The sequence below is a fragment of the Phenylobacterium sp. genome (assembly GCF_035569475.1).
Classification (GTDB): domain Bacteria; phylum Pseudomonadota; class Alphaproteobacteria; order Caulobacterales; family Caulobacteraceae; genus Phenylobacterium.
Genome location: NZ_DATMNA010000038.1, coordinates 145,958 through 152,473 on the forward strand (window position 1 = coordinate 145,958; position 6,516 = coordinate 152,473).

The window sequence follows — 6,516 nt, forward strand, 5'->3', positions numbered from 1 at the left end:
TCAAGGCTCCCCGAAGAAAACGTCGCCCGCCGTTACGCGCTCAAGGGCCCCGTCGTCCAGCCGTAGCCGTAGCGCGCCGTCCGGATCCATGCCCTCGGCTACGCCGGAAAGGGTGCGGTTGGGCAGCCGCGCCTCGCACCGTTCGCCCAGCCCGTGGGCGCGCGCGGTCCAGCCCTCCGCGATGGGCGGAAAACCCTGTGTCACCCACAGCTTGCGCCAGGATTCGAACCGGCCGGCGAGCACCTCCAGGGCGTCCAGCGGCTTCGGCGGCGGGCCGGCCATGTGCTCGGCGAAGGACGTCGCCGGCCGCTCGGTGTCGTGCGGCGCATGGGCCAGGTTGACGCCGATGCCGACCGCCAGCCACAGCCGCCCGTCCGGCCGCGCGCCGGACTCCACCAGGATGCCCACGGCCTTGCGGCCGAACACGAGCACGTCGTTGGGCCATTTCAGCCGCGCCGCGCCTGCGCCGAGGCAGGTGTCGGCCAGGTCGCAGGCCGCCAGCGCCGCGACGAACGAAAGCTGCGCCGCCTCGGCCGCGGGCAGATCGGTCGTGGTCAGCAGGGTGGCGGCGAGGTTGCCGGTCTCGGTGGACCAGGCCCGGCCTCGGCGCCCTCGGCCGGCGGTCTGGCGCCCGGCGGTGATCCAGACGGGACCGGCGCTCCCCGCCTCGGCGCGGCGGCGCGCCTCGGCATTGGTCGAGTCGATCTCGGCGTAGGCCTCGATCGGGGGGTGATCGGACAAGCTAGGCCAGGCCGAAGGCGTGGGCGGCGCGGCCGGCGGCCGGATAGATCCAGATGAGCGCGCCGAGCACGACCGGGAAGGAGAACAGCGCCAGGCCCATGCCGATGAGACGCGCCTCGACCGGCGGCGTGTCGGTCGCCCCGACCGAGCCGTCGAACCACATCACCTTGATCAGGCGCAGATAGTAGAAGGCCGCCACCACGGAGCCGACCAGGCCCAGCACCGCGGCGATCGGTAGGCCGGCGGCGAGCGCGGCCTTGAACACGAACACCTTGGCCCAGAAGCCGGAGAACGGCGGCAGGCCGAGCGCCGAGAGCGAGAAGGCGGTCATGGCGAGCGCGATGCCCGGCTGCTCGCGGAAGAGGCCCGCCATGTCGTCGATGGTCTCCATGTCGCGGCCCTGGCGCTTGAGCGCCGCCAGGCAGGCGAAGAAGCCGGTCACGTCGACCATGTAGAGGACCATGAAGGTCAGCATCGACTGCACGCCCTCGGCGCTGCCGGCGGAGAGGCCGATGATCGCGTAGCCGACGTTGGCGATGGAGGAATAGGCCCACAGGCGCTTCAGGTTCCGCTGCGCCAGGCCCGCGAAGGCGCCGACGGCGATGGAGATCAGGCCCAGGGCCACCAGCACCTGCTGCCACTGGATCATCGCCCCGCCGAAGCCCTGGCCCAGCAGGCGGGCGAACAGCACCATGGCGGCGAGCTTCGGCGCGGCGGCGAAGAAGGCGACGACCGGGGTCGGCGCGCCTTCGTAGACGTCCGGCGTCCACATGTGGAACGGCGCGGCGGAGACCTTGAAGGCCAGGCCGCAGATCAGGAAGACGAGCCCGAACAGCACGCCGGTCGAAGCGCCGTTGTGCACGGCCGCGGCGATGTCGCTGAAGAGGGTCGAGCCGGCGAAGCCGTAGACCAGGCTCGCGCCATAGAGCAGCAGGCCCGAGGAGAGCGCGCCCAGCACGAAGTACTTCAGGCCGGCCTCCGAGGCGCGGGCGTTGTCGCGGTGCATGGCGGCCAGGACGTAGAGGGCGAGCGAATGCAGCTCGACGCCGACGTAGAGCGAGATCAGGTCGCCGGCCGAGACCATCATCCCCATGCCGAGCGCGGCCAGCACGATCAGCACCGGGAACTCGAAGTTGTCGACGCCGCGACGCTCGAACCAGCGCTGGCCGAGCGGGATGCAGATGGCGCTGGAGGCGTAGATCGCCACCTGGGCGAAGGCCGAGCCGGCGTCGGAGATCAGGCCGCCGGAGAAGCCCTTGCCGAACGGCCCGGTGGCGGCCTCGTAGGCCGCGGCGGCCAGGACCGCGATGGCGGCCCAGCCGACGGCGCGGGAGGCCTTGGGCGCGAAGGCGCCTGCGACGAGCAGCACCAGGGCCCCGATCGCGAGGATCAGTTCCGGATAGGCCAGGCCCAGGTCGGCGGAAAAGGTCATGGCTTTAGGTCTTAGCCCCCGATGGCCGCTTGGTAGGCCGAGACCAGATGGTCCACGGAGGCCTGGGTGAGGTTCATGACGAGGCCGGGCTGCACGCCCAGCACCAGGGTGGCGGCGATCAGGGGCGCGAAGATCGCCACCTCGCGCCAGTCCAGGTCGGTGATGGTCTCGAGCTTGGGATTGACGATCGTGCCGAACACCACGCGCCGGTAAAGCGTCAGGGCGTAGACCGCCGAGAAGATCACCCCGGTGGCGGCCACGATCGCTGTCCAGGTGGAGACGCCGTAGGTCCCGGTCATGGTCAGGATCTCGCCCACGAAGCCGCTGGTCCCTGGCAGGCCGACATTGCCCATGGTGAAGAGCATGAAGGTCGCGGCGTACCACGGCATGCGGTTCACCAGCCCGCCGTAGAAGGCGATCTCGCGGGTGTGCATGCGGTCGTAGACCACCCCGACGCAGAGGAAGAGCGCGCCGGAGATCACTCCGTGGCTCAGCATCTGGAACAGCGCGCCCTGTTCGCCAACGGCGTTGCCGGAGAAGATGCCCATGGTCACGAAGCCCATGTGGGCCACCGACGAGTAGGCGATCAGCTTCTTGATATCGACCTGCCGGAAGGCGACCAGCGAGGTGTAGACCACGGCGATCACGCTGAGCGCGAAGATCAGCGGCGTGAAGAGGTGCGAGGCCGCCGGGAACATCGGCAGGCTGAAGCGCATGAAGCCGTAGCCGCCGAGCTTCAACAGGATCCCGGCCAGGATCACCGAGCCCGCCGTGGGCGCCTCCACGTGGGCGTCGGGCAGCCAGGTGTGGACCGGCCACATGGGCATCTTCACCGCGAAGGAGGCGAAGAAGGCGAGCCACAGCCAGGTCTGGATCGCGGGGCTGAAGTGATAGGTCATCAGGACCGGGATCGAGCTCGTGCCGCTGATCGAGATCATGGCCAGGATCGCGGCCAGCATCAGGACCGAGCCCAGCAGGGTGTAGAGGAAGAACTTGAAGGCCGCGTAGACCCGCCGCTGGCCGCCCCAGATGCCGATGATCAGGAACATCGGCACCAGGCCGAACTCGAAGAAGATGTAGAACAGCACGATGTCGAGGGACACGAAGACGCCGATCACCAGCGTCTCGAGCACCAGGAAACAGATCATATATTCGAGGACGCGCTTCTCGATCGACTTCCAGGACGCCACGATACAGATCGGCATCAGGAAGGCCGTCAGCAGCACGAAGAGGACGGATATCCCGTCCACGCCCAGGTGGTAGCGCAGGCCCGCGAACCAGGGCGCGTCCTCGACGAACTGGAAGCCGGTCTCGGCCGGGTTGAACTGCACGACCAGCAGGACGGACAGCGCCAGGGTCGCGAGCGTGGTGACGAGCGCGATCCACTTGGAGGTCTCGATCGCCTTGGGATCGTCGGCCTTGCCGAGGAACCGCAGCGCCAGGATGCCGGCGACGCCGAGCAGCGGGGCGTAGGTGATGAGGGAGAGGATGGGCATTTCCGGGCGCTCCCTTAAGCGTTCCAGGCCCAGAGGGCGTAGGAGAGGATCGCCGCGACGCCCAGCAGCATCACGAAGGCGTAGTGGTAGAGGAAGCCGGTCTGCAGGCGCCCTGCCCCCTTACCCACCTGCATCGAGACCGCGCTGACGCCGTCGGGGCCGAGGCCGTCGATCAGCTTCTGGTCGCCGCCCTTCCAGAACAGGTCGCCGAGGAACTTGGCGGCGCGCACGAAGGTCGCCTCATAGAGCTCGTCGAAGAACCACTTGTTGTAGAAGAACAGGTAGACGGGGCCGCGTTGGGCCGCGAGGCGCGCGCCCGTGCCCTCGCGCCAGATGTACATGTAGGCCGCGACCAGCAGGCCCAGGATCGAAACCACCAGCGGCGCCCAGACCGTCCAGGCTGGCGGGTGGCCTTCGGCGAGCACCTGGTTGTTCGCAGCCGTGAAGATGGCCCCGCGCCAGAACTCGTGCTGCTCGGCGCCGATGAACTTCTCGACGAAGAAGAAGCCCGCGGCCATCGCGCCGATGGAGAGCAGGATCAGCGGCAGGCGCATGGTCCAGGGGCTCTCGTGCGGCAGGTGGCTGTGCGCGCCGTGGTCGGGCTCCGAATGGGTCTCGGCCTGGGCGTCGCTGGCGTGGTCGTCGTGACCGTGGTCGTGGTCGCGGTTGTGCCAGTGGTGCTCCAGGTCCTCCGACGTCCAGCGGGCGTGGCCGTTGAAGGTGAAGAAGGCGACGCGCCAGGAATAGAAGGCGGTCAGGCCGGCCACGAAGACCCCGTTCACGAAGGCGAAGTAGCCCATCGGATCGCCCGCCGCGCCGGCGGCCCAGGCGGCGTGGATGATCGAGTCCTTGGAGTAGAAGCCGGCGAAGCCCAGCTCGAGCCCGGGAATGCCCAGGCCGGTGATGGCGATGGTGCCGATGGTCATGACCGCGAAGGTCACCGGCAGGTACTTCGCCAGGCCGCCGTAGCGGCGCATGTCCTGCTCGTGGGCCATGGCGTGGATCACCGAGCCCGCGCCCAGGAACAGCAGGGCCTTGAAGAAGGCGTGGGTGAACAGGTGGAACATCGAGGCCTGGTAGGCGCCGACGCCCGCGGCCATGAACATGTAGCCGAGCTGCGAGCACGTCGAATAGGCGATCACCCGCTTGATGTCGTTCTGCACCAGCCCGACCGTGGCGGCGAAAAGCGCGGTGATGGCGCCGATGGCGACCACGATGTGCTTGGCGACCGGCGCGTACTCGAACATCGGCGACAGCAGGCAGACCATGTAGACGCCGGCCGTCACCATGGTCGCAGCGTGGATCAGGGCCGAGACCGGGGTCGGGCCTTCCATGGCGTCCGGCAGCCAGGTGTGCAGGAAGAACTGCGCCGACTTGCCCATGGCCCCGACGAACAGCAGCGCGCAGGCCAGGTCCATCAGCCGCCAGCCCTGGCCCGCGAACATCCAGGTGTCGTTGGCGTGCGCCGCGACCAGCGGGAATATCTGTGCGAACTGGATCGAACCCAGCGACCAGAAGACGGTCATGATGCCCAGCGCGAAGCCGAAGTCGCCGACCCGGTTGACCACGAAGGCCTTGATCGCCGCGGCGTTGGCGGTGGGCTTGTGGTGCCAGAAGCCGATCAGCAGGTAGCTCGCCAGGCCCACGCCTTCCCAACCGAAGAACAGTTGCATGAAATCGGCCGCGCTGATCAGGCTCAGCATGGCGAAGGTGAACAGCGACAGGTAGGCGAAGAACCGCGGCTTGGACGGATCGTCGGCCATGTACCCCCAGCTATAGAGGTGCACGAGGCTGGAGACCGTGGTCACCACCACCAGCATCACCGCAGACAGCCCATCGAGCCGGAACGACCAGTTGGAGACGAACTTGCCCACCTGGATGAACGGCGCATAGGTCAGGGTGAAGGGCTCGAGCCCGCCCCAGGTCCACTGGCTGAACACCATCCAGGACAGCACCGCCGACAGCATCAGGAAGCCGGTGGTCACCGCCATGGAGGCGGTATTGCCGATGCGGCGGCCGAACAGGCCGGCCACGGTCGCGCCCAGCAGGGGCCCGTAGAGAATGATCGTGACGAGGAGCTTGGCGTCCATGCTCAGCCCTTCATCATCGAGGCGTCGTCCACGGCGATATCGCCGCGGTTGCGGAAGAAGGTGACCAGGATCGCCAGGCCCACGGCGGCCTCGGCGGCCGCGACGGTGAGCACGAACATGGCGAAGATCTGCCCGGTGACATTGCCCAGGTAGGCCGAGAAGGCCACCAGGTTGATGTTCACGGCGAGCAGGATCAGCTCCACCGACATCAGGATAACGATGATGTTCTTGCGGTTCACGAAGATGCCGAAGACCCCGATGGTGAAGAGGATCGCGGCGACCGCGAGATAGTGAGGAAGCCCGATGGTCATGCGTCGATCCCTTCGCCGGGCCTGGGCGAGACCATGCGCATGCCCTTGGCCGGGGTGCGCAGCACCTGGTCCATGATGATCTGGCGTTTCACGCCGGGCTTGTGGCGGAGCGTCAGCACGATGGCCCCGATCATCGCCACCAGCAGCACCATGCCCGCCGCCTGGAAGAAGTAGACGTACTGGGTATAGAGCACGCGCCCGATCGCCTCGGCGTTCGGCACGCCCGGCCCCAAGGTTCCGGAGGCCATCGGCGTCTCGTTCAGCCGCGCCGCGCCCTTGGTGGCCACCGTGGTGGAGACCACGATCATCTCGACGGCCAGGCCGCCGGCGATCAGGCCGCCCAGGGGCATGTAGCGGGCGAAGCCCTGCCGCAGCTCGGCGAAATCCACGTCCAGCATCATCACCACGAACAGGAACAGCACGGCGACGGCGCCGACATAGACCAC

Annotated in this window: 6 protein-coding genes; all 6 read right to left on the minus strand. The window is 68.0% G+C overall.

The window, feature by feature from the left end; all coding sequences use genetic code 11:
* Window positions 1-741, minus strand: a complete 741-nt coding sequence (locus VNW53_RS06310; protein WP_325554319.1) for a biotin--[acetyl-CoA-carboxylase] ligase — start codon at window positions 739-741, stop codon at window positions 1-3.
* 1 nt (window position 742) lies between these two features.
* Window positions 743-2,173, minus strand: a complete 1,431-nt coding sequence (nuoN, locus tag VNW53_RS06315) for an NADH-quinone oxidoreductase subunit NuoN (RefSeq protein WP_325554320.1) — start codon at window positions 2,171-2,173, stop codon at window positions 743-745.
* A gap of 11 nt (window positions 2,174-2,184) precedes the next feature.
* Window positions 2,185-3,669 carry an NADH-quinone oxidoreductase subunit M gene (locus tag VNW53_RS06320; RefSeq protein ID WP_325554322.1) on the minus strand — a complete coding sequence of 495 codons (1,485 nt, stop codon included), beginning with the start codon at window positions 3,667-3,669 and terminating at the stop codon, window positions 2,185-2,187.
* A gap of 14 nt (window positions 3,670-3,683) precedes the next feature.
* Window positions 3,684-5,759, minus strand: coding sequence for an NADH-quinone oxidoreductase subunit L (gene nuoL, locus VNW53_RS06325; protein ID WP_325554323.1), 2,076 nt, complete (start codon window positions 5,757-5,759; stop codon window positions 3,684-3,686).
* A 2-nt stretch (window positions 5,760-5,761) separates the two neighbouring features.
* Window positions 5,762-6,070, minus strand: coding sequence for an NADH-quinone oxidoreductase subunit NuoK (gene nuoK / locus VNW53_RS06330; protein WP_325554325.1), 309 nt, complete (start codon window positions 6,068-6,070; stop codon window positions 5,762-5,764).
* The coding region (locus VNW53_RS06335; protein WP_325554327.1) for an NADH-quinone oxidoreductase subunit J at window positions 6,067-6,516 on the minus strand (450 nt) is incomplete at its 5' end. The genes nuoK and VNW53_RS06335, both read right to left, overlap by 4 nt.